This is a genomic window from Methanoplanus sp. FWC-SCC4 (assembly GCF_032878975.1).
Taxonomy (GTDB): domain Archaea; phylum Halobacteriota; class Methanomicrobia; order Methanomicrobiales; family Methanomicrobiaceae; genus Methanochimaera; species Methanochimaera problematica.
Window position 1 is genome coordinate 913,933 of sequence record NZ_CP043875.1, and the last position, 25,830, is coordinate 939,762.

Sequence of the window (25,830 nt, forward strand, 5' to 3'; positions counted from 1 at the left end):
ATGAAATGAAATTTCAGGAGCATTTTTGGAATTCGTCTTCACTTCTCTTTCATGGTTTCAAATTTAGAAATGAATGCTGAAAGAATTTCTTTCATTTTGGTCTGGTGTTGAGATAAAAATGAAAGTTCATCTGAATTATCACGTGATATTTATAAACAAAGATATTATATAATATTAAAATAATATATTTATTATAAAGTATTAATTTGGATAAATATTGATTAGGTGATAAATTATGATTCAATGCATGTATTGTAAAAAAAGGTGGTTTAAATCGCGCCAGGCATTAAGGGCGCATCTGCGGTTTTGTCCTGCTTACAAGGAGGCAAAGGAGAAAGCAGGGATCTCGGGAAAGTACCTTGAGGCAATCCCAAACGGGCATTTCCTCCGTTACGATGAAGACCGTCATCCTGAGGCCCTGTGGAGGGAGTATTGTGATCAAATGTGAATGCGGGCGTTGGTTCAGCAACAAACGTGCCCTTGCAGCTCATCAGAGCAAATGTGAAGTTTTCAGGAAACGGAAAGATGATGAGAAAGCGCAACTGTCTGAGCTAAAGCAGCAGATTTCAGAATATGATCAAAAGATCAAAGAACAGGCTGAAGAAAATGATACTCTGGTTCAGGAGAATAAAAAGCTGAAGTATGAACTTGAAGAGCACAGGATTGCAGTATGCGGACTTAAAAGAAAATGCGAACTGCTTGAATATGATAATTCGAAATTAAAAGAAGAAATAGATTGTTCCTGAAAAAATTGATTGGTTGGTTTGAATCTCTGTTAGAGTAACATTCGACTTTTTTAATTTTTCTGAAAGACTGTTGGATACTCAACAAATAAATTTATTCTATAGAAAAATTCTCAGAGGTATGTCTTCAGTTTCCAGATAAGGTATAATGGAATTTCCAGAACCTCCCCGTATTCATCCGAATGCCTGGCAATATTATTGAGACTGGTTCGGACAGCAACACGCGGACTATATTTTTTCCTGTACTCTGTAAGGCTTCTTGAACGAGTTCTTCTTGCTGATTTAACCTCGATTGGAACGACATCAACGCCTTCCTGTATGATATAATCAACCTCGGCAATCCCGTCGGATTTCCAGAAAAAGGGTCTTTGGAAATCGTTTGCAATAAGCTCTGTCAAAACGAAATTTTCCGTTAAAATCCCCCGCATGTCGGCGGTAAGTGAAGAGGTATCAAAAACAACATCTGCCGGAAATTTGCTCATCCTGCGTAAAAGTCCTACATCTGAGAAATAGATCTTGAAGTATGTAATGTCCGCAGATGTCGTAACCGGAATATAGGGACGTTCGATTTTTTCGACCTTGTAGATAAGCCCTGCCGATATCAGCCATTGAAGAGAGTCTTCCAAATCCCGGGCACGCATTCCATGCTTTACATGGGAGAATATGAATTTCTGATTATCCTTTGCAAGCTGAGCAGGTATTGCATTCCAGATCAGGGTAAGTTTTGGAAATTCGGATACAGACGCATATTTCACGAAATCCTTTTCATAATTGCCAAGAATCTCGCTTTGTATCGTTTCTACAAGCCCGATGTCGTGGTTATTTACCCATGAACTGACAACCTCGGGCATACCTCCCGTAATCAGGTATTCACGATATGCTTCCTCCAGTTTGCCGGTAAACGCAGCGGATATCTTTTCATCCTGGGATAAATCATTCAGGTAATCGTAAAGGAGTTCTTCGTCTTTTGCCAGGAGAAATTCCGGGAAATTAAGAGGATACATCTTAAGCATCTGCACTTTGCCAACCGGAAATGAAACATTTTTACCCATCTGTGCAATAGCCACTCCCAAGAGAGAACCGGCGGCAGCAACGTGGAGTTCTGACAGATTTTCGCAGAAATATTTGAGAGAAGTTATCGCACGGGGACAAACCTGAATTTCGTCCAATATAAGGATGGTTGTTCCGGGCTTAATGGATTTATTCCTTAGAATTCCAAGTTCTTTGATAATTCTTGAAACATTCAGGTCGCCTTCGAATATCTTTTGCAGCCGGTCATCATATTCGAAGTTGAAGTAAGCGATATCTTTGAATTCAGCTTCACCAAAGTGTTTTAATATCCATGTTTTTCCGCACTGGCGAATTCCTTCAATAATAACAGGTTTACGTTCTCCACTTTCTTTCCATTTAAGTAAAGTATCGTAAATAAACCGCTTCATATTATTGCTTATGTGTGCTTAAGTACTAATTATGTGTTTCTAGTACACATTTTTACAACTTATTTTGTGAATTATGTACACATTTATCTAACTTAATGTTGAAAGTGCCTTGTTTTTCCTGCTTAAGCTGGTTTGGATTACGTCCGCAGGGACCTCTGTCGTCTCGTCCCCTGCCGGCTGTGTGTGGTGTGTACCCCGCTCCACATCACCGGGCAATGGCCGGGCATGCTCCGCAGGGTGTGGCTCTTAGAAATATGAATTAAAAAAAGAGAGAGTTATCGGTAGTTTCTTCCGTAAATTTGGTCATGGGGGTGTCTCCATCTAAGAATTCTCTCTCCAATGTATGTGGCGAAGATGAGTACAACTAAGAAGAGTGCAATAAACCCCCATACTATTGACGGCTCGGTACCGAATTTAAATTCTGAATCTTGCCGGATAACCGTGGTCAGTGCAATAATGGTTAATATCCATTGAGCAAAAATTAAGGAGAATAAAAAGGATAATATCCTTTCTTTATGTGTTTTAATCAGAGAGTCGTGTTGCTTTGGAGTTACACCTTCTGGACGGTTTATTCGATCTTTCGAGGGGTTACTATTAATTCTGATGACTAGAAGAGTAACTGTAGTAGAAATCATCACTAGGACGGCGCCCGTCAAATCAAATTGCATATCAAATGAGCGTAAATACATGAGGTATGATATGATGAGTGGTACTGAAATTAGTGCATATACAAATCCAACTAGCTTACACTTCTTTCTAAAACATTCCATGTCAGACTCGTGATGAAAATCCAGATATGAATTTAGTGCATGGACAAATCCAAATAGCTTACGTTCCTCTCTAAATCGCTTACATCTCTCTATAAATTGCTTACATAATCGCTTACATACCTCTACAAATTGTTTACCGAATCGCTTACATTTCTTTATAAATCCCCTATATTCTTCTTCAAGATATTCCCTATCAGATGCATGATAAATACCCATCTTTGAAATTAATCCGGAGAGCCAGGGCAATACAACAAAAAGCCCCAACAAGAAGAATGTCGTTACTACCATTATAGTGGTGAATGAGGGTAGTGCGGCTCCTGCCCACTCATAATTAAAGATTGTGAAGAGATAAGATTGACCGAAAATAAGAAACCACAGAGTCGGGACTAAAAACAACGGTAAAAAAAGAATGGAAGCGGTCAAGCCATATTTTTTTAATCGAGATAATTCTTTCAGATTTAACTGAGATACCTCATTCTGATTTAATTTAAAAAATTTTTCCCGCGTTAATTGATAATCCTTTTTCCTATTTAATTGAGAAAGCTCTTCCCACGTTAATTGATAATCCTTTTCCCTATTTAATTGAGAAACTTTTTTCCAATGATTAAACGACACATCGGCGAGTATGAAAACATTCACCAACCATATCCCTATTACAGGATGGTCTAATAAAACAGCGAAGATGCTGAAAACACCAGAAACACATATAATAACAGCTAGGAAAAATTGAGCGATATTATCAATCGCTGAAACGACTTTATCAACCATTTTGTCCAGGAATGCTGTAACTATTTTTAATAGGCGAGATAGATTAAGTCTCATCCAGTTGAATGCCCCCATTAAAAATGTGTTTTGGTCAATAGAGAATAAATCTTTCTATATTGTAACTCTTACGTAGTTTGTAGCTGTCTCGCTTTGCAACGCCTGCCTTGTTTTCTCCGGTTGAGCTGGTATGTATTACGGTCGTAGGGGCCTTGACTAATCGTCTCGGCCCCTGCCAGCTGTGTGTGTTATGTTTCCCGATCCACATTACCGGCCAATGGCTTCGTTCTGTTTATGACAAAGGTGGATCAGTTTTCATTGCCAGACGGCAAAGTTTGCATGAGGGCAAAGAAATGTCTAGGCTCACCGGTACTAAAATATTCATACCAGGATTCCAGTGTGTCTGATTGAAAAACACCTAAATGCTCAATAATTTGTTTCGCCCACAACAAAGCTCCGGTGGAACTTGCAGTAATAAGGTTGTTATCCGCTACAGATGGCTGGTCTATATAATAACCTTGACCTTTATAACCAGGAGAAAACATTTCAAGAAATCCCGGTCCATTACTGGTATGTGGACGCTTATCCAATAGCCCAAAGTTGGCAAGCGCAGCGGTAGCCCCACAGATTGCACACACCGTAGCGCCTAATGAGAGAAATTCGCTTGCTTTTTCGATAATAGCGCCATGCTTTGGGTCTTTCCATGTGTCTGCGCCTGGTAATAGCAAAATGCTTGTTTCACTCACAACAATATCATCAATTAAGCAATTGGGCACTATTGTCAATCCGCCCATTGTATTGATTGGCTCTTTAGAATAACTAACCGTTTTGAGCGATACACGTTCCTCGCCCTTTTTGAAAAATCGACCAGAATTCAGCTCCGAAATAACATGTCCCATTTCCCAGTCGGCTAAAGTATCAAGAACGTAAACATAGATTGTAAACATAAATATCCTCCATTTGATTTCTAAATAATACACTCGTTAATTTTCAATGCATTTATATTCTCGTCCCTGCAAGCGGCTTGACGATCTCCCTTGAAAATTGACCTGATTCAAAGGGAACGAGTTGGTCTGGTTGGTATAAAAAGTTCGGAGAGTGAGAAATGTCCTATACCTTTTCCCTACCTGAGACGATCAAAGATTCTGGTTGAGGTTATTTAACTAGGAGTGATACGAAGGGTGAAAGTGAGTTTTTGGTAGGTTATATATTATTTTATGAGACAGATCCCTGTAACATGAACTCTTCCCTTATTGCAAAACTAAGGAACACGAAACTGAAATCAGACGTAGTTTCGGTGTTAAGAAGATCGGCATATTCGGATCTTTTGCAAAGGGAGAGGAGAATCCGGACAGTGATATAGACATATTCGTAGAATTCCTGCCAGACAAAAAAACATTTGACAATTATATGGGCCTGAAAAATTTCCTTGAATCACTCTTTGAAAGGAAAGTCGATCTCGTAACATATGAAGGTCTAAATCTTCATATTCGTGATAGTGTCATGAGTGGAGTAATCTATGTCACGTGATATAGACCTTTATCTTGACGATTTCATAGATGTAGTTGAAAGTATTCTGGATTATACTTCAGGGATCGATTATGACGATTTCATCTCAAATAAGATGTGCATCGATGCGGTCATAAAGAATCTCCTTGTTATCGGCGAGGCAGTTAAGATGATACCTGAAGAAATTAAATTGGAACATCCTGCAATCGACTGGAAGAATGTTGCAGGACTCCGTGATGTTCTCATCCATGCCTATTTTAGAATTGATAATGATCTTCTCTGGGATATCATTCAGAATAAACTTGAAGATCTCAGAGATGAGGTTTTGAAAATCTCTGAATAAACATTATACAATTTTTAAAAATTTCTATAAAGAGTCGCAGCACTCATCAAAAATAATCTCAGGATAACCTGGAGTATACAGAATCTCTGCAATAAATTATTTATATTAAAAATAAACCATTAATTGGACGTATTTTTAATGTTTTTTACACGCATGCGGCACGCAAAAAGCCGAGATCTAAAAGAAGCCTATACTGAAGATTATTTTTGCGCGACCCCCAAAAACCTATCAAAAAATTGGGTTCAGATTTCACCAAAAGATTTATTAACGTTAAGATTATAGTAAATTGTAGAAAACTTCTGTAAAAGCTTAAAATAAGAAACGAGGCCTAAACCTCGCGTAAAGATGCTGTCGGTGGGATCCGAACCCACGACCTCCAGATATCTCAGATATCAGCGCCCCGAAATGTGCTCAAAAACCCTATGAGTCTGGCGCCCTAACCAACTAGGCCACGACAGCACATGAATACTTCTTCGTTGGTTAGTTACACACAATGTGCACAATAACAAGGACGGACAGTCTATTAAATGTTCTGATATTGTTTTAATAAATATCTTTTAAAATAAAAGTTGTGAAATCAAACATAATAATTTCCTTTGAATGTCTTCCTTAAAAATCATGTTTTCTAACCAAACTGTAAAAAATGGTTTAAACTCTATTAATTCTAAAAAAATTCATGATTATAGGTTATTTTTTTTAAATAATTCTTGGAAATCAGGAGATTCATATAAAAAAGGCTATTCATTTGTTGATACAAATAATGTAAGGGTACAATGAAATACAGTTTTTCAAAAAGAATACAAAAAACTCCTAAATCATTTATCAGGGAAATTTTAAAAGTTACACAAAGACCTGAAGTCATATCATTTGCAGGCGGTCTTCCAAACCCTGATTTAATTGATATTCAAGGAATTTCAAGAGCAGCTCAGACTGTAATCGAACAGGACGGAAAAAATGCATTACAGTATTCAACGACTGAGGGTTATCTTCCGCTTCGTGAATTTATTGCAGACCGTTACAGGAAAAGATATGATCTCTGTGTAAAACCTGAAGAGATACTTATCACAAATGGATCACAGCAATGCCTTGACCTGATTGGAAAAATCTTCATAAACAACGGAGATGCAGTTGCAATAGAACGACCAGGATACCTTGGAGCAATACAGGCTCTTTCGTTATATCAACCGGAATTTTTTTCAGTACCTCTGGAAAATGATGGTCCGGACACAGAGGAATTAAAACAGATTTTATCGGAAGAATTTCCAAAATTATTCTATGCTGTTCCAAATTCACAAAACCCTTCCGGAATTACATATTCTGAAGAAAAGAGACATGAAGTCGCAGATATCCTGAATGAAGCGGAAACACTTTTCGTTGAAGATGATGCTTACGGCGAACTTCATTTTTCCGGAAAAGTAATGCCGCCGGTTAAAAAATTCATGCCCGAATATGGGATTATGACCGGCTCATTCTCAAAAATAGTATCTCCGGGAATGAGAATGGGGTGGATCTGTGCACCAGAAGAAATTATCGATAAAATCGCTACATCCAAACAGGCGGCTGATCTTCATTCCAATTACTTAAGCCAGAGAATTATTGAGGAATACTTGCGGACAAACGACCTTGATGCGCATATCAGCAAAATAAATGCAGTGTACAAATCAAGATGCGACCTGATGCTTAAATTAATGGATGAAATGTTTCCTGAAGAGGTTTCCCACACAACACCAAACGGTGGTATGTTCATCTGGCTGACCCTTCCTGACGGTTTATCCTCAACGAAATTGTTTGAAAAGGCAATGGAGAAAAATGTCGCTGTTCTTCCGGGACACCCCTTCTACTTTGATGGTGGAGGAGACAATACTGCAAGAATTAACTATTCAAATGCTGATGAGGAAAGCATCAGAAAAGGAATAGAAATTTTGGCTGGTATTTTGAAAGAACAACTAAAATAATTTTTTTTAGAAAATATAAGATGCTGTAAGAAGTGCAATTAACACAGCTATCAGCAAGGCGGTTCTTTGAATAAATTTTTTTGCGGTTTTTATATCTGTTCCGTTTCTTGGAGTAATTCCTAATATAAGTGTTGCAATGAGTGCACCTGCAATAAGGCCCAGTACATTGTCAAGAACCAGAAAAACAGGACCCATAAATTCTGTCGGTATAATCACAAACGAGATTCCCGCAACAACAGTTGGAGGAAGAAGTGCAGCTGCTATCGCCACACCAGCAATAAACTCGGCTGTTCCTCTTGATAATGCAATAATTGATGCAATTCCCAAAAGGACTGCCATTAAAATATAAACGGGGCTTGAAACTGTTCTTGAAATAATCTCCTGTGTCAGTTCAATACTTAAAATCGGTTCCGGACAAAAAGCAACCAGAAATGAAAGTAAATATGTTCCGATTACAGAGACCACAAAAACCGAAAGCAGAAGAATGGATAAAACACCTATGCTTCTTATAGCTTCGGTTGTTTTTCCAACTGCTGAATATATGGCAAAAGAATGTATTGGCCCGAGTATTGGTGAGAGAAGCATGGCTCCGATGATTATTGCAACATTGTTTAAAAATAGACCTGTGAGTGCTATCAGTCCTGCAATGGCTGTAAGGGAAATATTCCAGTAATCTAATTTTATGTAATCCTTTGCAGTGTCAAGAAGTTTTTCAACCGGAGTTTTTTCAGTTGTCCTGACATTTTTTTCTGCACGTGAAAGAGTTGATGAAATTACGAAATCAGGCGTTGATACTTCGATTAAGGTTTCTTTATATCTGAAATCCAGAGGTTCACGAAGAATCTCAAGTGCGTTATTGATTTCAGCATCAGGAACAAAAATCTTAATCTGAATGAAATCTTTTTCTTCCACATCCACATGATAAAAATTTTCAAGGAGAGGTATTATTTTCTTATAATCATCATACCTTGCGTGGATGAGAATTTTTTTCATATACAATGATTGATGGTATAAAATATCTATTTTATGTGAGCATGACACTTACCGTATAATTTCATAAATATCCGGATAATTTTAAACAGGGTAAATATTGGTCCGGGGATGTGTATACTCTAAAAAATGATTATAAATCTCTGATTTCATTATAGAGGTTTAATTAATTATAGGTAGATATTTTATAATAAAAGAATTTATTGCCAATCCCATGAATTTCTGCCGGACTGAACTTTAGTTCACTCAATATACAGATATGAAGAATTATATCAAGCAGAATTATAAGTTCGGCTATCATTTCTTTGTCCGGAGGATTGTTAATCATGTGAATGTCCCTGTGAACAATAAAATTCCTGGCCGAAGACACGTTTTTTGAAAAATTTTCAAAATCTTTTATGTATTCTGACATGTAGCCGGAATGGTAGTTTAAAATATCAAAAATTCTGTTTTCAAAATTGAGACGGTTTCCAAACTTTAATGTGCTCATTATCGACTCCCTTACTTTTTTTGGGAATACATTTTGTTTTTGAAGAGCCTTTTTGACACTATTCATTCTGTTTTTGTATTCTTCCGGATTTATAACATAATTCTTAAATTTTCCTGAAACTCTGTGATATAATTCAAGGGACTGGCATAATGCCAGAAATATGTTCTCCGGAATTCCTTTTGAATAAAAAGTGCTCTCAAAATACAGATCAATAAGGGCGGAATATTTCTTTGAAAAATCAAACCATAAGTTCAGTTTCTCTTCAAAGTTTTCGGAGATATCCATAAACGGTGTAAGATATGGAATTTCAGAAATGGTTTTTGAATTATTAAAACCCATGATGCGTGAATTAAGAAGATAAATTTTAGAACCGGATTTTATTTTTTTACCAACATATTCCGAAAGAAGCGGATTTTTTTCACGGATGGCATATATATCTGTTGCATAAACGGGGAATGAGATGAAAAAACTGAAAAAATTCTGGATAACAGTAAGATCTTTAATTATTTCAGATAATTCTTTTAGAGACGGATAATTTATTTTAATGTCCGGATTTTCATTTAAAGTAAGATTTTTTATGCCGGTTATTTCATGATTTAATTTGATAGCAATTTCAAATTGGTTTTTTATGTTATATGTTAAAGAACCTGATTTATATTTATCACTCTTTAGATTGTTTTCTTTTATCAAGTCCTCTGAATAGTTAAACCACCTGTTTACGTGCTCAAAATTTACGCTGACAGAATCAAAAGAGATATCCTCTTTCTTCAAAAAAATTTCCCCGTCTATTACGATATCAGAGGTATACAGGAATCCTTTTCTTAAGCCTGAATAAATACCGGATTTTATAAAACCTGATTCAACAAGAGTAATCTGACTACTGTTGTTTCCTTTTCCGGTGATTATCGGATAAAAATTCTGTTTTGCAATTTCCCTGAAAAGATAGACCTGGCGTTTTTTTGCAATTTCCTCCGGAAAAGGGTTTTTTAATTCCAGAATCGCATTTTTACCGGGAGTCAGACTGAGTGTTCCTGTTACTGGTTCATCACCCAGTCCGGGTATCTGCCATTTACCGTTTATTAATAAAGTTTCTCTCATTTTATCTCTGAAATATGAACCGGCTGTTTTTTGTTTATAGTATAGCAGAAGTATTAATATTAATTATTAAAAATACTCATAAATCAAAAATTATCATTAAAAAATAATTATTGATAAGAGGTCTGATTCTAAAAAGGGATTAATATTTAGTATTGATTTTTAATTAGCCTGAGATTGAATAAAAAATATTCTGGATTTCAGGAATTATTTTTTTGTGACTGAATGTATACATTAACTGCGGCAGTAATTGCTGCGGCTTCTTTACCATGTCTTAGAGATTCTGCAAGGTTTTGCATTCTTGTCTCTTCTTCACGAAGATAACGTCCCAGACTGTTTTTGATATGTTCTTCTTTTAGAAAATGCGTGTGAGTATTCCCTGCGACGAATTCTTTGTTATTCATAATTGCATGGTGAAGAGGCAATGTTGTCCTTACACCAAGAATTACATATTCATATATCGCCCTTCTCATTCTTTCAATTGATTCCTGCCTGTCAACACCCCATGAACAGAGCTTTGAAATCATCGAATCATACATTGGAGGAATTGAGTACCCCATATGGATACCGGAATCCACTCTTATTCCCGGACCGCCCGGCGATCTGTACCTGACTATCTTACCTGGATCGGCTGTGAAATTATTAAGTGGATCTTCGGCATTAATGCGGCACTCAATTGCATGTCCGTGTAAATTTATGTCTTCCTGTGAAAGTGAGAGCTCTTCTCCGGCGGCTACTTTTATCTGCTGGCGCACAAGATCAATACCGGTAATCATTTCGGTTACGGTATGCTCCACCTGGAGACGGGTGTTCATTTCCATGAAATAATATTCCCCGTCTGAGTAAAGGAATTCAACAGTGCCTGCATTATAATATCCCGATACTTCAGCCACTTTAAGTGCTGATTGCGACATCTTTTCACGGAGTTCATCGGTCATAATCGGACATGGAGCTTCTTCAACAAGTTTTTGATGTCTTCTTTGAATCGAGCATTCCCTGTCATAGAGATGTACTCTGTTGCCCTGCTGATCACAAAGAACCTGAAATTCTATATGGCGTGGTTTAACCAGATATTTTTCAATGAACACTGTTGAGTCACCAAATGCGGATTTGGCAATTCTCATTCCTTTCTCGATAGCCTCTTCAAGTTCTGCCTCGCTTTCGACTATCTGCATTCCAATACCTCCGCCGCCTGCACTGGCCTTGACAATGACAGGATATCCAATATTTCCGGCTATCTTTTTTGCGTCATCAACAGAGGTTACACCATCAGGAGTATATGGCAGAACCGGGACGCCTGCTTTTTCCATCATGTGTTTGGAGCCAAGCTTTGATCCCATCTCTTCAATGCATTTCCAGGAAGGTCCGATGAAAGTAATTCCCTCCTCTTCGCAGAGTTTTGCAAATTCAGAATTTTCAGCTAGAAAACCGTACCCCGGGTGGATGGCCTCGGCACCGGACTGTAATGCTGTTTTGATGATTTTATCCTTGTTGAGATAGCTTTTGGAAGGGTGTGCTTCTCCCACAAGGTATGCTTCATCTGCATATTTCACATGGAGTGAATTTTTATCCGGTTCTGAATATATGGCTACAGTTTCTATACCCAGTTCTCTGCATGCCCTCATTACACGGATTGCAATTTCGCCGCGGTTTGCTATGAGTATTTTATTGAAGTACTTCATTCAATCACCAGCAAAACGTCTCCGTTCTGCACAGTGTCGCCAGCATCGACAAAAATCTGAGTTACTTTGCCGTTCTTTGCTGACTTAATCGGGTTTTCCATCTTCATCGCCTCAAGGACAACAAGAGTGTCTCCCTCTTTAACCTGTGCACCAACATTGGTCTCAATTTTCAGTACCATGCCCTGCATATTGCTTTTAACTCCGCCTTTAATATCACGCGGAATCTTTTTTGCTCCAACAGATGCAGAGGACTCGACTGCGCTGCCTTCAACAGACAGAATACGTACCGCAAAGATTTCACCGTCAACTTCAACCTCCATACAGCTTGGTATATCGGCAACCGATGGTGCAGCATGTGTGGATTTCTTTGGTATGAGCTCCGGTTTTCTTTCGCCTTTTAAAAATGACGGGGCAATCGCAGGATATAGGATGTATGTCAGAATGTCTTCATCCTTTTTGACAATGCCTTTTTCACGTGCTTCCTCTGCCATTTTCTCATAAATCGGGCCGAGAAGATCTCCCGGACGGCCTGTGAACGGTTCTTCATCTCCGATTATCTTAACCATTATTTCCTTTGAGATGAGTCCCGGAGCCTTTCCATAAAGACCTCGAACGTAATCTTTTACTTCCTGAGTTACGTTTGAGTATCTTTCACCGCCCATTAACACATTCAATACAGCCTGTGTTCCGACAATCTGACTGGTGGGTGTAACAAGAGGAGGATATCCGAGATCTTTTCTTACGTGAGGAATTTCCTTGTGAACTGCTTCAAGTTTATCAAGAGCGTTCTGTTCTTTTAATTGTGAAACAAGGTTTGATATCATACCGCCCGGAAGCTGGTATATAAGGACATCACTGTCAATTCTTTCAGATATAGGATCAATGAGACCTTCGTATTTATCCCTTACAAGCAGACATTTATTTTTTACTTCGCGAAGGGCCATTAGATCAATGCCTGTATCATGAACAGTTCCTTTAAGACTTGCGACAACACTTTCAGTTGCGGGTTGTGAAGTTCCCATTGCAAAAGGCGACATTGCGGTGTCAAGGATGTCAACACCTGCATCAATTGCTGCCTGATAACTCATTAAAGAGATACCGCTTGTTGAGTGTGAATGAAGGTTTACCGGAATATCGATGGCATCTTTAATCCCTGCTACAAGTTCGGATGCAGCATTGGGCATAATTAGTCCTGCCATATCTTTTATGCATATTGAATCGCTTCCTTTTGAGTAAAGCTCTTCTGCAAATTTTATGAATTTTTCATTTGAATGGACAGGGCTTGTTGTATAGCTGATGGTGCCCTGAAGGTGTGCGCCGATATCCTTTACAACTTCCATTGACTTTTCCATATTCCTGATATCATTAAGTGCATCAAAAACACGGAAAATCTCCACACCATTTTTGCCTGCCGCTTCAATGAATTTCTCAACAACATCATCAGGATAATGTCTGTAACCAACAAGATTCTGACCTCTTAAGAGCATCTGTATCGGAGTATTTTCCAAAACAGCTTTCAGGTCACGAAGTCTCTGCCACGGGTCATCATTTAAAAACCGGATACAGCTGTCAAATGTAGCTCCCCCCCATGCTTCTACCGAAAAAAAGCCTATTTTGTCTAATTCCCGTGCTATAGGGATCATATCCTCTGTCTTGAGGCGTGTTGCTATTAGGGACTGGTGTGCATCCCTAAGGGTAGTATCTGTTATTTTTACAGGATTAGTCACACTCATAAAGTACCTCCTCTTCTTCTGGGGGCATAAATATTGTTCACAATTGCAATTATTCAGCTTCTAATAATTTCGCCTCCGAACTATAAATATCTCACTAACTCAAAAAGAGACAATAATAATATTCCAATTGAAAAAATTAAGGAAAGAAGGTCTTTTTTTGTTGTATTGAACTTTGTGCGCAGGGTACCTCCTAATGTATATCCACGTAGTGCAAGGATTTTACCATGCTCGCCTGATTCTCTTAATAGCCATATTAAAATATTACCCATTACAGGAATTATTTCAGCCATTCCAAATTTATTTTTTTTAAGAATTACGGCAATTTTGGCCCTTTTATAATCCTGTGAAATTTTTCGGATCTGAATTAAAGACATTTCGGATACGAGGCCAAGTTCAAATCCCCGTTTTTCTCCCAAAGCCCATGTAAGAACATTGAGCATATCTCCAGTCTGGATTTCTGTATAAGCCCATCCTGCAATCAGAAGAATAACGGACATTTTTACGAAATATGACAATCCGTCTCCTTCCCCGATAATCAGTATCAGTGACACAGCCCCTGTCATAACCAAAAGCCCTGTGAAAAGTTTTGGTGAAGGAATGGATTTTTGTCTTTTTGAAAATAGGATCCACCATATAAACACCATTGCAGAGCCCGGAGTTCCTGTAAAGGCTGACAGGGAAAGCATTATTGTTGATGCTATTCTTATTCTTGCATCCTGCATAGGGCCTCCAGAGTATCTTCAAATCTTATATTCTCAGGTGATGCTCCTTTTTCATGGGCAAATTTCAGGTATTCCGGAGCATTCTTCCATTTATCCAGTGAATCCGGAACTTTACCTATAAAATTTAATTTTCCTTTGGATATTTCCCATATGTAATCAGCTTTTGGAAGAACTGCCTGTTCATGAGTAAAAATAATTATCAGTTTGTCAGCATAATTCAGATTTTTAGTGAATCTTTTTTTCCATAATACATCCAGACTGCTGAAAGGTTCATCCAGAAGCAAAAGATCGAAGGGTTTTGATAAGACACAGGCCAGATGAAGACGCTTTAGTTCTCCTCTTGAGAGGTTCATCGGGTCTTCATTTCCCCTGCCTTGTAACTCCGCGGTTTTGAGAATTTCTAAAGGGGAAAGATCCCATGATTTTATTTCAGATTCAATTTTTGTTTTGGTGAGGTGGTATTCGGGAAACTGCATTGAAAGCATTTTTTTTTCAATTCCATAAGTTGATATTGTCCCCGAGTCCGGATTAAGAAACCCGGAGAGTATCATTGAAAGAGTTGTTTTTCCAGAACCAATTTTGCCCGTTACAATATGAATTCCGCTTTTAAATATGCCATTAGCCTCAAGCGAGAAATTTCCTCTTTTGATTGATATATTGTTAAGGGAGAGTTCAGGCAAATTCTTCAAGCCTCCTTTTATGAGGATAAAAGCAGGTATTTTTTAATTTTTCAAATACAAAATCCGGTTTACCATAAATTTCAATATTTCCTTTTTGGAGGAATAATACATAATCTGATTCATAAGCTGTATTCATATCCTGGGTGCAGTGTATTATGTGGGATATCTCTGAAATTCCACATAAAATATTTTTTAGTTCATTGTTTGTCTCAAAATCCAGATGTGAATCAGTTTCATCCAATACCAGAATTTCAGGTTTCATTACAAGGGCTGTTGCCAGTGAGACAAATGTTTTTTCTCCGCCGGAAAGATCAGTTGTCCGCCTGTTTAGAATATTTGCAATTCCAAGAGTCTTAGAGGTATTTTGAACAATTGTTTCAATTTCTTTGGATGGATAGTGTGAGAATCTAAGGGGAGATGCGATCTCATTGAATACATTTTCAAAAATAATATTTCTGTCAGGAAATTCAGAAACGTAGCCAACATTTATGCTGCGAATATTTTTATTATCTATTGTGATTTTTCCTGCATCAGGACGTTCTATTCCGGAGCATAGCTTTAGGAGAGTACTTTTGCCACTGCCGTTTTCGCCGGTTACACAGCAATAGCCCTCCGGGATTAAAAGGCTGTTGACTGAGAGAATTTTGTGTTTTAGACCTGTAATTTCAATCATTTGTTTTCGTTAATTCTTTCTCCGATGATATACGCAGCAGCTGTCTTAATTATGTCGCCGGGTATGAACGGGAGAACACCAATTAAAAAAGCCTGTCCAAATGTCATTGAAGTGGATACAAAAAGCCATAAGACGCCAAAAATTGCAATTATTGCTGTTCCTGCAAAAAGACCTGCTATTCTTGTTAATTTTTTATCATTTTCATAGATTACACCAACAACCGCCGCTGCTGCAACAAATCCGATTAGATAACCTCCCGTAGGTCCTAAAAGAACACCCGGACCCGATGTAAACTGATGAAATACAGGAAGGCCGATTGTTCCGAGGATTACATAAAGCAGAACGGGAATTATTGCATATCTCTTCATTATGCATCCTGCAAGAAGAACAAAAAGAGTCTGCATTGTTATAGGGACAGGAAACATTGGTATTTGTATATAGCTTCCAATAGAGATCAGAGCAATAAACAGAGCTGTTTGTGATATTATTTTTGTTCGATTTTCGTCGCCGTACATTATGTCAACCACTCTTTTATTTTGGGTTGACATAATATGATTTTTTTAATTTAAAAGAATTTCTGATATTGTTTATTTGAGAAAAATGCAAAATATCCTGCAAGTTTAAAAAAATAAATTTTTAGTTAGACAATAATTTGGTAAAAAACAAATTTATTTTTATTGTACCGGAGTACAGTCTCCGGAGATTACTCTTTCAATCATTCCGTTGTCCTTTTTCACAATCAGAGCACCGTATTCATCAAGATCAATTGCCTCTCCCTCAAAACTTTTTCTGGGGGTTGTAATCCGGACTCTTTTTTCAAGAGTAAGTGACAGACTCTTCCATTCATGAACAATTGATTCGAACTCGCCCTCTTCAATCATCTCATATCTTCTTTCAAATTCACGAAGGACAGTTGCAAAAAATTCTGCTCTGTTAATATCCTCTCCGTTTTCGACACTAATGGAAGTTACCGGTGTTTTCATTCCGCCCTGAAGATCCTCGGGCTTTACATTTGCATCAATACCTATTCCAAGAAGGCAATAATGAATCTGATCCGCTTCTGCTGAAAGTTCCAACAGTATACCTGAAACTTTACTGTCGCCGATATAGATGTCGTTTGGCCATTTTATTAATGCTCCAATGTCAAACATTCTTCGGATTGCCCTTGCAACAGCTATTGATCCTGCCATTGTAACAAAGAAAAGTCTGTCAATTGGAACATTTGGCTTTATGATTATGGTTGTCCATATGCCACCCTTTGGGGAGAACCATGCACGCCCCAGACGTCCCACACCTCCGGTCTGTTCCTCGGCAACGAGTACTGTACCGTTCAGATTTTTTGGATCTTCGTTGGAACATAAATCCTTTGCAACCCATGTCGTGGAAGGCGTACTCTCAAAATAACGAATATCACGGCCGATAAAATCGGTTTTTAGATATCTGTTAATTTCATAGGGCAAAAGCTTTGTAGTTTTTTCGATTAGCTCGTAACCTTCGGTTCTTGAAGAATTTATTTCATATCCCATATTTTTAAGCTCGTTAATCTGCTTCCATACTGCTGATCTGGTTATCCCCAGGATATTGCTTATTTCTTCACCTGATACTGGGGATTTTTTTTCTTCGAGAATTTTTAAGATTTTTTCTGCAGTTTTATTCATATTTATTACCTTTTTGAGCCTGTTAACTCTGTAGGAAGGGGACATGGATCTTTTCCACACACCTGTTTTAATATTACAGACTGGTGTTCCATTAATGTTGCAAGATCAAAAACGCCTGCAAAATCAACTACACCAATCGAGCCGATTGCCTCACCATTATCATCTCTTATCGGTGCAACAATTACAGGTACTCCTTTGTAGGGGCCGTTTTCAGGTACTGTGTTTAAAAGGGCATTTATGTGGATTGATTCCTCTAAAACAGGACCTGTATAGTCATTATCGATCAGGTGCCCTTCTTCAATTCGTACTCCTTTTTTGTTTTTGGTTCTTGCTGTTACAGGAAGCCTCACAATCCTGTGAATTGCCATAGCAACAGGATAAAGATCGCAGGAATCAGAGTCTGCAAATATCCTATGTTCACTCATAAAAAATACTCCGGTAATATTCCATTCTTTTTTAAACTAAAATAAGATTTCTGCTTCTCCGGTACAAAAATTTCTGATAAACGACCTTGAAGGGAATTCGTGTATGGAGGTTACTATGAAATAACCTTCACCGTATTTTTTCCCAATCATTATTGCTTTTCCTTCTTTTGTCTGTGCTATTACATCTGTCTGTTCATCAAAATCTGTAAAATAGCCGTCACACTCGATATTTTCTATGTTGAAATCCTCCATTATTTCTGAAAACGGGCTATTGCAGTCAATTTTAATGGGTGATCCAAAGTATTCATGAACATATTTTGTGCAAAAGGGAAGCCATTTGTAGGCCTCTTCATTTTCAGACATTGCTCCAAATGAAATGACTTTACCTCCCTTTTCTACAAATTTTCTAATTCTGTTTTCAGAAGCGCATAGTGCAGGCAGGAGCCCTGAATACATTTTATTTGCAAAACCAGTCGGAATTACAAGGGCTACAAGTCTTCCTTTGAAGAATGGTGCCGCCATCATCTGGGGTGTAATCGAATCACAGTTTATCCCGCATTCTTCAAGGTATCTGTTAATATAGCCTTCACATTCCCATGCAATACCTGCTCTGCATTTCATCCTTTTATAACTCCTATTGGTTCAAGCCGGGCTACTTCCAGGGAAATACCTGCCTTGTGAACAACACTCACAACTTCGCTGCTTGGTTTGTATGCCTCAGGTGATTCCTCAGCAATTACTTTATTGCTTGTTGCTTTAACAAATATACCCTTCTTTTCTAGTTCATCTTTTATTTCCGCACCCTGTGCGCTCTTTTTTGCCTTTGATCTTGAAAATATCCTGCCGGAGCCGTGGCAGGTGCTTCCAAATGTTTTTTCCATTGCAGTTTGTGTGCCTTTGAGAAGATATGATGAAGTGCCCATACTTCCGGGAATAATTACCGGCTGACCAAAATCAGAGAGTTCGTGCGGAATGTCGTGGCAGCCCGGGCCGAAAGCCCTTGTTGCGCCTTTTCGATGAACACATACTTCTGTTTTTTGCCCGTTTACGACATGTGTCTCATACTTTGCAACATTGTGCGTTACATCATATACAAGTTTCATGTCGCTGTAATCAATTTTATAAACCTTCTCGAAAATTTCCCTTACCATGTGGGTTATCATCTGTCTGTTTGCCCATGCGTAATTTGCAGATGCGGCCATAGCTCCAAAATATGCTTTTCCTTCATCACTTTTTATTGGTGCACATGCCAGCTGGGCATCAGGGATATTGATGTGGTATTTTTTGGTTGCTGATTCGAGATCCTTTAAATGATCCGTGCATACCTGATGACCCAGTCCTCTTGATCCGCAGTGAATCATTACACAGATCTGATCTTTTGATACACCGAATTTGTCTGCAACCTCAGGATCCATTATCTCTGAAACTTCCTGTATTTCGAGAAAATGGTTTCCTGAACCAAGAGTCCCGCATTGCGGCATTCCCCTCAATCTTGCTTTTTTACTTACAAAATCAGTGTCAGCAGCTTCCATGAACCCTTTTTCTTCGCAGCGGTTTAGGTCTTCGGGGGTACCATATCCCATGTTAACTGCCCATTTGGCGCCTTCACACATCATGTCTTCTAATTCATCCGCTGAAAGTTTCTTTTCAGAACGGGTTCCAACACCTGTGGGCACTGTATGGAAAAGCTCATTGATTAGTCTTTTTGGTTTTCCAAGGTCAGATTTTTTAAGAGGGGTTGTAAGTAGCCTTACACCGCAGTTTATATCAAATCCTACCCCTCCGGGTGAAATAATGCCTGTCTCCATCTCAAAGGCGGCAACACCGCCAATCGGAAATCCGTATCCCCAGTGAATGTCCGGCATACCGTATGAATATTTTAAGATTCCGGGTAATGTCGCGACATTTGCAAGCTGTTTTATTGCACCTTCTTCAAGTGTTTCTGCGAGAGAATCGGAAAGAAAAAATTTTCCCGGCACCCTCATTTCAGGAACAAATCCCGGTTTTACTTCCCACTCAACTTCGTTTAGCCTGTCGATTCCTTCAATCAAAATAACACCCTCTCAAACATCAAATATGATATCTACCTGATAAAGACCTTCATTCTTTTTAATTACTATCCCTGATCGGGAGATTCCCTTTATTTCCGATCCACCCATATGTCTCGATTTGTCAAAATATTCACCAACAGCACTGGCAAAAAGAGACTTATCATTTAATTTTACTGATACGTCGGAGAAAACAATTCCATCCACTTCTGATATAAACAAAAGCTCTGATAAAAAATCAAGAAGAAGGCTTTCGTAACTATCGGCTGAAACAGTAAATTCCCTGATGACGTTTTGGTTTTTGCGGTCTTCAAACATTATTGAAAACATGGCAGAAGCCGAAGCTGAAAACAGCTCTTCTATTGAGTTTCCTTTGCACCTGAACAAAAAATCTGCAGTGTGGTCAAGTTCCTCAAACGGTAGAAAATTCATATCAATTACGACCAGAGTTCAGATTTATTGCCAACTATCTTAAAAGTAATCACAGTATTTTGGAACCATGCTCATATCGACATATTCTATAAAGCGCGCCTGATACATTGAAATATATAATATGTAATCCCCGATATAAATTTCGAGATCTGATGATTTAGGAGGCTTTACTGCGGTAGAAAGGAGAATAGGGCCCCCACAGGATGTACATATTCTGAAATTGCATTTTCTGTCAATAATGTACTGACGAACATCCTCTGTTACAATAATCTCGTGATTCTCGTAATTGTCACTTGAACCGTTATCCATTCTTTACATGTTTGTAAAGAAGATAAAAATAGATTATGTTAATAAAGAAAATCAGGTACAGGACACTGCACGTTCTACAAGATCGGCATATTGATCTTTTAATTTGTAGCAGGTCTGGTCGTTGTCTTTGGATTTAATTACATGAAATATGCCAATTCTTGAAGCTATAATGCCAACCATTGATGCAACTGACTGGTAACTGACTTCAAATTTATCTGCCAGTCTTTTATGAGTCTCCGCAATGGTAAGGGATTTTGCTTTAACAAAGATATTCAGCAGCGTCCGTCGAATGCCATTCTTATCTCTTGAAAGATAATTCTTGAGACGCTTTTCTATCTCATTTTTCAGATCTGCCGCTGATCTCATATCTTTAAATTAAACTGAACTTTATTTATATTTTACCATTATTTTTTATGAATAAATCTGTGATATTTAACTTCAGATGATATTTTTGTTTAAGAGAATTTTCTATTCATATAATAAAATAATATATTCAATTATCATGCGGATTATTTTGGAAAAAGTTCGTGAATGTTTAAGTAAACGGAACAATTAATCATTTCTGAAACAAATTTAATTGCATGGGTAAATTTACCTATGATATTAACAAATATGAGCCAAAGCAGATGGTTGCTCTGCCTCTCGGGCTTTTAATAATCTCCATAATTTTTCTGGCTTTCAATACCTTTTCAACAGGGATGCCTGTTGAACCGGGAATTGATTTCGCCGGGGGAGTTGCGGTAACCGTCTTTACAACGGACTCTCAGGAAGATATTAAGGCATTTTTCTCAGATTATCCGCTAAAGAGCATTGGAGAAAGTGTAAATGATGGATACTACCTGGTATTTGATTATCTTGAAGATGATAAATTCAGGGATTTGACAAAAAAAGTTCTAGATAAGTACCCCGATGCCAAAGTGGATCAGATCGGTGAAACATTTGGAAAAACCCTTCAGTCCCAGGCTGTATGGGCATTGTTGATTGCTTTTATTTTAATGGCAATTGTGGTATTTGTCGCATTCAAAAGTTTTGTTCCTTCTGCTGCAGTAGTTATATCCGCATTTTCCGATATTGTAATTACAGCTGCATTAATGGATGTTTTTGGAATTTCACTTTCACTTGGAACAACCGCGGCACTTTTAATGCTTATTGGTTATTCGGTCGACAGTGACATACTTTTGACAACACGTCTTTTGAAACGTAAGGGAAATCTTGACGAGAAGCTGCGCGGTGCATTTCGTACCGGATTTATTATGACCACTACAACTATCACAGCTGTCTTTGCAATGTTTGTTGTAACAGCTGTTGGGCAGGTTGTAATAATCAGGGATATATCCGCTGTGCTTTTAATCGGTCTTTTTGTTGACATGATGAACACATGGATGCTTAATGCAGGGCTTTTAAAATGGTATCTGACAAGAAAGGGAGGATACAGAAATGGCAGATGAAGATAGTACAATAAGTAAAATTTTAACAGACTGGCGTGTAATCATCATGCTCTTTCTGGTAATATTCTCTATAGCAAGCATATATCTGATTCCGCCCAACTTTGACAAAGGTCTTGAAGGAAACCTCCAGTTAGGTCTTGATCTTGAAGGAGGATCATGGATTCAGTTATCATTCCAGTCAGAGATTGTCAGATATTCATCTGATATGCCGCAGGCCCAGTTTGTAGATCAGCTCAGCAAAAAAATTGATGCTGAGGTAATCCCGGTAACTGCTGATAAAATTGAAATAAGAAAATATTACTCTGAAGAGGATCTACAAGCCATATTTGATGAATTTGGCGCTAAAATAATTTCATATGATCAGGGTGTCTCAAAGGAGACTGCTGAAGATATTAAGAGAATTCTTGAAGATAAAGTCAACACACTTGGAACACAGGATGCAAGAATTAACACTTTAAGCGGCTTAAATGAGGTGACACGCTACATTCGTGTAGAACTTGCAGGAACTGATATTAATACCGCTCAGGACCTTGTAAGTGCCCAGGGTAAATTCGAGATCAGAATTCAGACAGAAGGTAATTCAACTGCTCATGTATTATTTGGTGATGCAGTAACAAGTGTTTCAACACCAACCCAGAACCCTCCGGGAAGTCAGAACTGGGGTGTAGGATTTACTCTGAGTCCTGAGGGAGCAGATGCATTCCGCGAGGCATCAATAAAATATGATGCTGTTAAAAATCCTCAGGCCCATCCTCTTGTGATGCTCCTTGACGGAGAAGTCGTTTACAGTGCACCTCTTTCTGAAAGTCTTGCAGGTAAACTGGTTTCAGGAACTGTTCGTGATTTGAGTGCTTCAACCGGAAGCGGACCAGAGGCTTTGGAAGAAGCAAAACTCCTTGAAATACATCTTCGTGCAGGTGCTCTGCCAGTGGATGTAAAAATAGCAGGTTCCGGATCGGTTCCGGCAAAGCTTGGAGATTACTTTAAGATTGTATGTATTATAGCAGCAATTCTTGCCCTTATTGCAGTGGCAGTTACTGTATACATACGTTACAAGGAACCATCCATTGTTCTGCCAATGATAATGACCAATATTGCCGAGATAGTAATTCTGCTTGGTATCGCAAGGTATATCCAACAGCTTGATCTGGCAAGTATTGCCGCTTTGGTTGCTGTATTGGGAACAGGTATTGATCAGCTTGTCGTAATAACCGATGAGGTGCTTCATGAAGGCAAAGTGCCGTCTCCGAATGTTTATATGAAGAGATTCAAGCGTGCACTGATTATCATCACAGTTGCGGCCTGCACTACAATATTTGCAATGCTTCCTCTTGCGGTAATGGATTTATCCACACTCAAAGGATTTGCATTAATCACAATCATTGGAGTACTGGTCGGTGTCTTAATCACACGTCCGGCATATGGAAAGATCATAATGGCGATTCTCTCAAAGAAACCCGCCAGGTGATCATTTTCAGCATTCCAAAAAACAAAAATTTATATCTTTTTCTGACCTCTTCTCTCTAAGAGAGGTGTATGATAATTATGTCAAAACCAGTACTGATGGATTTTTACGCTGAATGGTGTGGTCCATGTAAAATGCAGACTCCGATTCTCGAACAGTTAAAGAGTATGATGGGGGATTCAATTGAGATTAAGAAGATCGATGTTGATGAAAGTATGGATGCTGCAGTAAAATACGGGATACAGGTTGTTCCAACTTTAATTATCGAAAAAGACGGAAAAGTTGAGCACCGTCTTGAAGGTGTCACTCCTGCTGATACACTTCAGAGTCTGATTCTTCCGCTTTTGGATTAATTAATTTCTTAAATTTATTTTTTAAAAATGCAGGACGAAGAAGTCTGTCAGAAAATTGAGCTTTTGATAAATTTCCTGAAAAATACTTATGGCTATATCGACTGGTGGCCAGGTACGCCCGATGAGATAATTATCGGTTCGATACTTACCCAGCAGACGAAATGGAAAAATGTCGAAAATGCTATTCTGAATTTAAGGGAACAGAATATCAGCTCTTTAAAAGATATTAATAATGCCTCTTTCGAGAGTATTGGTGAAGCAATAAAATGCACGGGTTTTTACAGACTTAAGACTGACAGGTTAAAGGAACTCTCACATTTTATACTCTCAGTGTATGTATCGGCAGAAAATATGAAGAATATCCCGACAGATGTTTTGAGAAAAGAGTTACTGTCAATAAAAGGTGTCGGGCCGGAAACAGCGGACAGTATTCTTTGTTATGGTCTTTCGAAGAATAGTTTTGTTATTGATGCATATACGGAAAAGATCTGTAAATGTGCAGATATTCTGGTTAAAAAAAGCGATTTGAAATCTCTGTTTGAGAAAGTTTTGCCGGAATCAAACATGGATTACAGGACGTGCCATGCATGGTTTGTTGAATACGGAAAAGAATACTGTACAAATAAAAGGTGTGATGAATGCAAAATAAGGAATTTGAGATAATTGGCAAACGACTTTTTACTGAAGGTCTTGTTGGCGGAAATTTTGGAAATATGAGTATAAGATCCAAAAACGGTTTTTATGTAACCCCAAGTGGATCTTACCTTGATGAGCCCTGTGATCTGAAGTTTGTATCTGATGATGGAAAACCAGAATCTGGTTCTTCGAGTGAGTGGCGTGTGCATTATAAGGCCTATTCAATGACGGATGCATCGGCAATTGTACATGCCCATCCTGCAATGTCTGTTGCTGCATCATTTTATTTTGACGAGATTGTCCCGATAGACAGTGAAGGAAAAATGCTATGCCCGATAATTCCTGTTGTGTCCGGAGAACCCGGAACAGATAAGCTTGCAGAAAATATTGGTCTGGCTCTTAAAAAATCCCCGGTTGCAATAGCCCGGGGGCATGGAACTTTTGTTACAGGCAATAGTTTAAAAGAAGCGTATCTTATGACATCAATAGCTGAGCATGCCTGCAAAATAATTTATTTGACAGGAGGGTTCGGAGGCCGGAGCCTCTGAATTTCTCTTCTTAATTCTCTGTTAAATGATACGAGCATGTCGGCAATGACACCGAACATGAATATCTGAAATCCCATTATTATCAGAAGAACCGTCAGTAATGCAAGTTCTGTATGTGTTGTGCCGGCAAACCATTCAACAGCCACATATATCCCCGCTATTAATCCGATAAGAGATACAAAAAGGCCTATTACACCAAAATAAAATATCGGATTGCTGACCCTTGCAAGTCTCCAGACTGCTGATATTATCTTTGCCCCGTCTCTGACCGGGTGAAGTTTAGTCTGTGTTCCCGGTCTTGGTTTGTATTGTATCTCTACAACTGATACTTTCTGCTGGTTTCTTATTGTTTCAACTGAAATTTCTGTTTCAATCTCAAAACCGTTCTCCTTAAGGCTCATTCTTTTGACAGAGTCAAGAGTAAATGCACGGTAACCGGAGAGGATGTCATGAAGATATTCTCCGTGTGCCACCTTGAACAGATAATTTATGACCTGATTGCCAAAATGATTGAGATTGCTTAGTGCTCCCGGTTCAAAAGTATCAAGTCTGTTTCCGATAACATGATCAAATCCGTTGAAAAGAGGATAGAGCATCTTTTCGGAATCTTCAGGCAGGTATGTTCCGTCACCGTCAAGCATCAGAATATAGGGCTGTTGAATAAAATCAATTGCTTCAATTATTGCTCTGCCTTTTCCTTTACCTGTCTGTATTTTTACAATTGCGCCTGATTCCTCTGCAATTTTTACCGTTTTGTCAGTGCTTTTGCCGTCCATTACGAATATATGAGTGTAACCCATTTCTTTGAATGAATTGACCAGTTCCCCTATTGTTGGCGCTTCATTGAGTGTCGGGATGAATATGCATACTTCATCCTTTTTGATATCCATTGCTACATTATATAAAAATCTAAAGTCATAAG

29 protein-coding genes and 1 tRNA gene are annotated in these 25,830 nt (G+C 38.4%); 10 read left to right on the forward strand and 20 right to left on the reverse strand.

Annotation, left to right across the window (positions count from 1 at the left end; all coding sequences use genetic code 11):
- The first annotated feature begins 247 nt into the window (after positions 1 to 247).
- Both F1737_RS04675 and F1737_RS04680 read left to right on the forward strand, forming a co-directional pair.
- Positions 248 to 448, forward strand: a complete 201-nt coding sequence (locus F1737_RS04675; RefSeq protein ID WP_317137615.1) for a hypothetical protein — start codon at positions 248 to 250, stop codon at positions 446 to 448.
- Positions 435 to 746, forward strand: a complete 312-nt coding sequence (locus tag F1737_RS04680) for a hypothetical protein (protein WP_317137616.1) — start codon at positions 435 to 437, stop codon at positions 744 to 746. The genes F1737_RS04675 and F1737_RS04680 overlap by 14 nt, the downstream gene beginning before the upstream one ends.
- Positions 747 to 856: 110 nt before the next feature.
- On the opposite strand, the gene F1737_RS04685 is transcribed toward F1737_RS04680, so the two are convergent.
- The 3 genes from F1737_RS04685 to F1737_RS04695 form a co-directional block, all read right to left on the reverse strand.
- Positions 857 to 2,182, reverse strand: a complete 1,326-nt coding sequence (locus tag F1737_RS04685) for an ATP-binding protein (RefSeq protein WP_317137617.1) — start codon at positions 2,180 to 2,182, stop codon at positions 857 to 859.
- A gap of 275 nt (positions 2,183 to 2,457) precedes the next feature.
- Positions 2,458 to 3,720 carry a hypothetical protein gene (locus F1737_RS04690; protein ID WP_317137618.1) on the reverse strand — a complete coding sequence of 421 codons (1,263 nt, stop codon included), beginning with the start codon at positions 3,718 to 3,720 and terminating at the stop codon, positions 2,458 to 2,460.
- Between the two features lie 302 nt (positions 3,721 to 4,022).
- The gene (locus F1737_RS04695; RefSeq protein WP_317137619.1) at positions 4,023 to 4,661 is read right to left on the reverse strand and encodes a type 1 glutamine amidotransferase family protein; all 639 of its coding nucleotides are present in this window, start codon (positions 4,659 to 4,661) and stop codon (positions 4,023 to 4,025) included.
- A 334-nt stretch (positions 4,662 to 4,995) separates the two neighbouring features.
- On the opposite strand from F1737_RS04695, the gene F1737_RS04700 reads away from it, so the two are divergent.
- A complete protein-coding gene (locus F1737_RS04700) occupies positions 4,996 to 5,244 on the forward strand; it encodes a nucleotidyltransferase family protein (protein WP_456301627.1) in 249 nt (82 codons plus the stop codon).
- Entirely contained in the window at positions 5,234 to 5,566 is a 333-nt protein-coding gene (locus tag F1737_RS04705) for a HepT-like ribonuclease domain-containing protein (protein ID WP_317137620.1), read from the forward strand. Before F1737_RS04700 ends, F1737_RS04705 begins: the two co-directional genes overlap by 11 nt.
- A gap of 346 nt (positions 5,567 to 5,912) precedes the next feature.
- On the opposite strand, the gene F1737_RS04710 is transcribed toward F1737_RS04705, so the two are convergent.
- Positions 5,913 to 6,025, reverse strand: a tRNA-Met gene (locus F1737_RS04710).
- A 314-nt stretch (positions 6,026 to 6,339) separates the two neighbouring features.
- On the opposite strand from F1737_RS04710, the gene F1737_RS04715 reads away from it, so the two are divergent.
- Positions 6,340 to 7,521 carry an aminotransferase-like domain-containing protein gene (locus F1737_RS04715; protein ID WP_317137621.1) on the forward strand — a complete coding sequence of 394 codons (1,182 nt, stop codon included), beginning with the start codon at positions 6,340 to 6,342 and terminating at the stop codon, positions 7,519 to 7,521.
- Between the two features lie 6 nt (positions 7,522 to 7,527).
- Here F1737_RS04715 and F1737_RS04720 read toward each other — a convergent pair whose 3' ends face one another.
- The 15 genes from F1737_RS04720 to F1737_RS04790 all read right to left on the reverse strand — a co-directional run bounded on the left by F1737_RS04720 (position 7,528) and on the right by F1737_RS04790 (position 20,824).
- Complete coding sequence (locus F1737_RS04720; protein ID WP_317137622.1) at positions 7,528 to 8,514, reverse strand: TIGR00341 family protein; 987 nt, start codon at positions 8,512 to 8,514, stop codon at positions 7,528 to 7,530.
- 163 nt (positions 8,515 to 8,677) lie between these two features.
- Positions 8,678 to 10,099, reverse strand: coding sequence for an ApeA N-terminal domain 1-containing protein (locus F1737_RS04725; RefSeq protein WP_317137623.1), 1,422 nt, complete (start codon positions 10,097 to 10,099; stop codon positions 8,678 to 8,680).
- A 197-nt stretch (positions 10,100 to 10,296) separates the two neighbouring features.
- Entirely contained in the window at positions 10,297 to 11,778 is a 1,482-nt protein-coding gene (locus F1737_RS04730) for an acetyl-CoA carboxylase biotin carboxylase subunit (RefSeq protein ID WP_317137624.1), read from the reverse strand.
- A complete protein-coding gene (locus F1737_RS04735; RefSeq protein ID WP_317137625.1) occupies positions 11,775 to 13,511 on the reverse strand; it encodes a pyruvate/oxaloacetate carboxyltransferase in 1,737 nt (578 codons plus the stop codon). The genes F1737_RS04730 and F1737_RS04735 overlap by 4 nt, the downstream gene beginning before the upstream one ends.
- 80 nt (positions 13,512 to 13,591) lie before the next feature.
- A complete protein-coding gene (locus F1737_RS04740) occupies positions 13,592 to 14,233 on the reverse strand; it encodes a hypothetical protein (protein ID WP_317137626.1) in 642 nt (213 codons plus the stop codon).
- Positions 14,215 to 14,913 (reverse strand): ATP-binding cassette domain-containing protein, encoded by a 699-nt coding sequence (locus F1737_RS04745; RefSeq protein WP_317137627.1) that lies wholly within the window; start codon positions 14,911 to 14,913, stop codon positions 14,215 to 14,217. Before F1737_RS04745 ends, F1737_RS04740 begins: the two co-directional genes overlap by 19 nt.
- The gene (locus F1737_RS04750; RefSeq protein ID WP_317137628.1) at positions 14,906 to 15,586 is read right to left on the reverse strand and encodes an energy-coupling factor ABC transporter ATP-binding protein; all 681 of its coding nucleotides are present in this window, start codon (positions 15,584 to 15,586) and stop codon (positions 14,906 to 14,908) included. Before F1737_RS04750 ends, F1737_RS04745 begins: the two co-directional genes overlap by 8 nt.
- A complete protein-coding gene (locus tag F1737_RS04755; RefSeq protein ID WP_317137629.1) occupies positions 15,583 to 16,101 on the reverse strand; it encodes a biotin transporter BioY in 519 nt (172 codons plus the stop codon). The genes F1737_RS04750 and F1737_RS04755 overlap by 4 nt, the downstream gene beginning before the upstream one ends.
- A gap of 159 nt (positions 16,102 to 16,260) precedes the next feature.
- Positions 16,261 to 17,244, reverse strand: a complete 984-nt coding sequence (locus tag F1737_RS04760) for a biotin--[acetyl-CoA-carboxylase] ligase (protein ID WP_317137630.1) — start codon at positions 17,242 to 17,244, stop codon at positions 16,261 to 16,263.
- A 5-nt stretch (positions 17,245 to 17,249) separates the two neighbouring features.
- Positions 17,250 to 17,669 (reverse strand): DUF2111 domain-containing protein, encoded by a 420-nt coding sequence (locus F1737_RS04765; protein ID WP_317137631.1) that lies wholly within the window; start codon positions 17,667 to 17,669, stop codon positions 17,250 to 17,252.
- A 36-nt stretch (positions 17,670 to 17,705) separates the two neighbouring features.
- Entirely contained in the window at positions 17,706 to 18,290 is a 585-nt protein-coding gene (locus F1737_RS04770) for a hypothetical protein (protein WP_317137632.1), read from the reverse strand.
- Positions 18,287 to 19,720 (reverse strand): RtcB family protein, encoded by a 1,434-nt coding sequence (locus F1737_RS04775; RefSeq protein ID WP_317137633.1) that lies wholly within the window; start codon positions 19,718 to 19,720, stop codon positions 18,287 to 18,289. Before F1737_RS04775 ends, F1737_RS04770 begins: the two co-directional genes overlap by 4 nt.
- Positions 19,721 to 19,732: 12 nt before the next feature.
- A complete protein-coding gene (locus F1737_RS04780) occupies positions 19,733 to 20,149 on the reverse strand; it encodes an archease (RefSeq protein WP_317137634.1) in 417 nt (138 codons plus the stop codon).
- Positions 20,150 to 20,188: 39 nt separating this feature from the next.
- A complete protein-coding gene (locus F1737_RS04785) occupies positions 20,189 to 20,458 on the reverse strand; it encodes a hypothetical protein (RefSeq protein WP_317137635.1) in 270 nt (89 codons plus the stop codon).
- A gap of 51 nt (positions 20,459 to 20,509) precedes the next feature.
- The gene (locus F1737_RS04790; RefSeq protein WP_317137636.1) at positions 20,510 to 20,824 is read right to left on the reverse strand and encodes a DUF2551 domain-containing protein; all 315 of its coding nucleotides are present in this window, start codon (positions 20,822 to 20,824) and stop codon (positions 20,510 to 20,512) included.
- Between the two features lie 215 nt (positions 20,825 to 21,039).
- Between F1737_RS04790 and F1737_RS04795 the strand changes: the two genes are divergently transcribed.
- From F1737_RS04795 to F1737_RS04815, 5 genes are all read left to right on the forward strand, one after another.
- Positions 21,040 to 21,906: a protein translocase subunit SecF gene (locus F1737_RS04795; protein WP_317137637.1), complete on the forward strand. Its 867-nt coding sequence runs from the start codon at positions 21,040 to 21,042 to the stop codon at positions 21,904 to 21,906.
- Positions 21,896 to 23,374 carry a SecDF P1 head subdomain-containing protein gene (locus F1737_RS04800; RefSeq protein ID WP_317137638.1) on the forward strand — a complete coding sequence of 493 codons (1,479 nt, stop codon included), beginning with the start codon at positions 21,896 to 21,898 and terminating at the stop codon, positions 23,372 to 23,374. Before F1737_RS04795 ends, F1737_RS04800 begins: the two co-directional genes overlap by 11 nt.
- 77 nt (positions 23,375 to 23,451) lie before the next feature.
- A complete protein-coding gene (gene trxA / locus F1737_RS04805; protein ID WP_317137639.1) occupies positions 23,452 to 23,724 on the forward strand; it encodes a thioredoxin in 273 nt (90 codons plus the stop codon).
- Between the two features lie 27 nt (positions 23,725 to 23,751).
- The gene (locus F1737_RS04810; protein WP_317137640.1) at positions 23,752 to 24,387 is read left to right on the forward strand and encodes an endonuclease III domain-containing protein; all 636 of its coding nucleotides are present in this window, start codon (positions 23,752 to 23,754) and stop codon (positions 24,385 to 24,387) included.
- Positions 24,363 to 24,908 carry an aldolase gene (locus F1737_RS04815; protein WP_317137641.1) on the forward strand — a complete coding sequence of 182 codons (546 nt, stop codon included), beginning with the start codon at positions 24,363 to 24,365 and terminating at the stop codon, positions 24,906 to 24,908. The genes F1737_RS04810 and F1737_RS04815 overlap by 25 nt, the downstream gene beginning before the upstream one ends.
- On the opposite strand, the gene aglJ is transcribed toward F1737_RS04815, so the two are convergent.
- A complete protein-coding gene (aglJ, locus tag F1737_RS04820) occupies positions 24,872 to 25,798 on the reverse strand; it encodes an S-layer glycoprotein N-glycosyltransferase AglJ (protein WP_317137642.1) in 927 nt (308 codons plus the stop codon). The genes F1737_RS04815 and aglJ overlap by 37 nt on opposite strands.
- Positions 25,799 to 25,830: the final 32 nt, after the last annotated feature.